The sequence below is a fragment of the Streptomyces albidochromogenes genome (assembly GCF_005981925.1).
Lineage (GTDB): Bacteria > Actinomycetota > Actinomycetes > Streptomycetales > Streptomycetaceae > Streptomyces > Streptomyces albidochromogenes.
This window is the reverse complement of sequence record NZ_VBVX01000621.1, coordinates 1-1,317: the sequence shown is the minus strand read 5'-3', so window position 1 is coordinate 1,317 and position 1,317 is coordinate 1. Positions and strand designations below refer to the sequence as shown.

Annotated in this window: 2 protein-coding genes; both read right to left on the bottom strand. The window is 69.5% G+C overall.

The window, feature by feature from the left end:
• Positions 1-28: 28 nt before the first annotated feature.
• Entirely contained in the window at positions 29-247 is a 219-nt protein-coding gene (locus tag E2E34_RS34365) for a magnesium transporter CorA family protein (protein WP_138905723.1), read from the bottom strand.
• 119 nt (positions 248-366) lie between these two features.
• Positions 367-1,212, bottom strand: a complete 846-nt coding sequence (locus tag E2E34_RS34360) for an LLM class F420-dependent oxidoreductase (RefSeq protein ID WP_138905722.1) — start codon at positions 1,210-1,212, stop codon at positions 367-369.
• Between the last annotated feature and the right edge of the window lie 105 nt (positions 1,213-1,317).

Here is a 1,317-nt window from a genome sequence, read left to right as displayed (position 1 = left end):
ACCCGTGGTGCCCCCCACCCCACTTACCTCACGGTGTGGACATCGAGCTGAAGACCACGAATCCCAGCAGCATGCCGACGGCCAGGCCGACTGCCGCGACGATCAGGGCTGTTACCGCGAGCGGCTCGTCCTTCGATTTGGCGATCCCGCCGAAGACCAGGCCCAAGACGCCGAACAGAGGCGGGCAGAAAAAGAGTGCTACCACGCCGAAAACGATCGCGACGATACTGAACGGGCTTCTCTGCACGTGCGTTCCTCTCCCCCGAGGTGCCGGCCGAACGGCCGGGCGCTCACCATGCCGAATGGCAAAGGTAGCGGTGCCCGGCCGCCCGGCACAGAGGTCAGGACCGTACTGGTCATAACTGGTCAGATAAACATCGCGTACTCATCCAGTACACGCAGTACCTCCGCCTCCCCCGCCGGCGGCAGTTGCAGCACCAGCTCCTTGATTCCCAAGTCCGCGTAGTGCGCCACCTTGCCCGCGCTGGGCCGCACCGCGTACGGGACCACCTGCAGCGCCTCCGGGTCGCGGCCCGCCTCCTGCCAGGCCGTACGCAGCACCGGCACCGCCTCCGTCAGGCCCCGCCCCCCGATCGGAAGCCAGCCGTCCGCGTACTCCGCGATGTGGGCGAACAGCTTCGGGCCCGCCGCCCCGCCCACCAGCGTGCGCGGCCCGCTCACCGGGCCGCGCGGCTTCTGCACCGGCTTCGGATGGGCGTCCGACGCCCGTACCGCACCGAACTCCCCCTCGTACGCCGTCGGTTCCTCCGCCCACAGCGCCCGCATCAGCGCCATGCGGTCCCGCGTCCGCTCGCGACGCGTCGCCCACTCCACACCGTGGTCGGCGGCCTCCTCCCTGTTCCAGCCGTAGCCCACGCCGAGCGTGAAACGGCCGCCCGACAGGTGGTCCAGGGTCGCGATCTGCTTCGCCAGATCGATCGGGTCGTGCTGCGCCACGAGCGTGATGCCCGTGCCGAGACCGAGCCGTTCGGTGACCGCCGCCGCCTGCCCGAGGGCCACGAAGGGGTCGAGCGTACGGCCGTACTCGCGCGGCAGTTCACCGCCCGCCGGGTACGGCGATTCACGCGACACCGGGATGTGGGTGTGCTCGGGCAGATACAGGCCCGCGAAGCCGCGCTCCTCCAGCTCGCGGGCGAGCCGTACCGGCGTGATCGTCTCGTCGGTGAGAAAGATCGTGGTGGCGATCCGCATACGGGAGCTCCTCATCGTCGTGGCGCGGAAGTTGGCTGCCGAACCGCTGCCGCTCCCCTTCCGTTGCGGGAGAGTTCACGGCTCAATACCAGGGTCTCAGTACGC